Source organism: Bacillota bacterium (assembly GCA_024655925.1).
Taxonomy (GTDB): Bacteria; Bacillota; DTU025; order DTU025; family JANLFS01; genus JANLFS01.
In genome coordinates this window covers 1-1,836 of sequence record JANLFS010000217.1, presented here as the reverse complement: position 1 = coordinate 1,836, position 1,836 = coordinate 1, and the positions used below count along the sequence as shown (strand labels likewise).

2 protein-coding genes are annotated in these 1,836 nt (G+C 58.8%); both read right to left on the bottom strand.

Annotated features, from left to right (window positions below):
- Positions 1–18: 18 nt before the first annotated feature.
- Complete coding sequence (locus NUW23_16265) at positions 19–1,317, bottom strand: Glu/Leu/Phe/Val dehydrogenase (GenBank protein MCR4427701.1); 1,299 nt, start codon at positions 1,315–1,317, stop codon at positions 19–21.
- A 112-nt stretch (positions 1,318–1,429) separates the two neighbouring features.
- The coding region (locus NUW23_16260; protein ID MCR4427700.1) for an aminomethyl-transferring glycine dehydrogenase subunit GcvPB at positions 1,430–1,836 on the bottom strand (407 nt) is incomplete at its 5' end.

The following is a 1,836-nucleotide window of genomic DNA, read 5'->3' as shown; positions in this document are numbered from 1 at the left end:
AAAGAGGAGGGAAGAAAACTATTTGTTTAAAACAGTCTTAGACTCGACGGTCGGTGCAAGAGACTTGTGTTTGCGGACAAGCATCGCGTCAGCAATTCTCTTTACTGCGCTGATGTAGGCTGCGACGCGCATATCGACCTTTTTCTCCTCGGCGATGTGCAGCACATCTTCAAAGGAGCGGACCATGATCTCGCGCAAGCGAACGTTGATCTCCTTCTCGCTCCAAAAGAAGAACTGCAAACCCTGCACCCACTCAAAGTAGGAGACGGTCACCCCACCAGCGTTGGCCAGGACGTCGGGCACGACAAAGATGTCGCGATCGTACAGGATCTCATCGGCCTCTGGGGATGTCGGGCCGTTGGCACCCTCGGCAATAATCCTGGCTTTGATCTTGGACGCATTCTGGGCCGTGATGGTATTCTCCAGCGCTGCCGGGATCAGGACATCGCAGGGCAGTTCGAGCAACTCTTCATTGCTGACCTTCTCGGTGCCCGGATAGCCGACGACTGTGCCGGTCTCACATTTGAAGCGCACGACGTCGCGAGCATCGAACCCTTTGGGATTATAGATGCCGCCCTGACTGTCAGAGGCGGCCACGATCTTGCAGCCCTTATCCTGCATCAGATATGCAGCGATAGAGCCAACGTTGCCAAAGCCCTGCACCGCCACGGTCGCCCCTTCGATAGGGATCCCCTTAACCTTCAACGCCTCCCGCGCCGTGAACGTGACGCCCCGCCCGGTAGCCTCAGTGCGCCCCAATGACCCGCCGATCTCAATAGGCTTGCCCGTGACCACGGCTGGAGTAGTGTAGCCGCGGTGCATGGAATAGGTATCCATGATCCAGGCCATGATTTGCGGGTTGGTGTTGACATCGGGAGCGGGGATATCACCCTCCGGGCTCATGAGGACGGCAATTTCGGTGGCATAGCGCCGCGTGAGGTTCTCGAGCTCCCGCAGCGACATCTGTTTGGGATCGCAAACCACGCCGCCCTTAGCCCCGCCGTAGGGGATGCCAACCACGGCGCACTTCCAGGTCATCCACATGGCCAGGGCACGCACCTCATCGAGGGTTACATCGGGGTGGTAGCGGATGCCACCCTTCGAAGGTCCTCGGGTGGTGGAGTGGTGGACGCGATAGCCGGTAAAGACCCTGACCGAGCCATCATCCATCCTGACCGGGAAGTGGACACACAGTTCGCGTTTGCAGGCACGCAACATATCCCGCGTGCCGGGCTTGAGGTCGAGATAGCTGGCCGCTTTGTCGAACTGGGCAACAGCGATCTCGTAGGGGGAACGATTGCTGGTCACGGTATTCATTCTCCTGTTTCCTTTCCTCTGTTGGGATATAACCACGAGAGTACTGCCATCGAGGGGGCAAACGGCGTATAGTGTCACAACGTGATACCCTCGGCCTCTCGCAGACCGGGCCTCAACTCTGGAGGCGCCACCGCAGTACGGGCTGACGCGCGGCGCGCACCTCATCCATGCGGCTGACCGGCGTCCCGTGTGGCGCCTCGTGCAGGACATTAGGGTTGCTGCGTGCTTCTTCAGCGATCTTGACCATGGCCTCCACAAAAGCATCCAACATTTCTCTGCTCTCCGTCTCTGTGGGTTCGATCATCAGGGCCTCAGGCACGATGAGCGGGAAGTAGTTGGTAGGCGGGTGGATGCCATAGTCCATCAACCGCTTGGCGATATCCAACGCGCGAATGCCCTCTGCCCCTGGCAGGTGCCCTTCAAGGACGAACTCGTGCATGCAGATGCGATCGTGAGGCAGTGGATAGATGCCTTTGAGGCGCGCCTGCAGATAGTTGGCATTGAGCACGGCATCCTCGC

What these genes read in the sequence shown, in the direction of transcription:
- NUW23_16265 (MCR4427701.1), bottom strand. Translation starts at nt 1,317, where the DNA reads ATGAATACCGTGACCAGCAATCGTTCCCCCTACGAGATCGCTGTTGCC.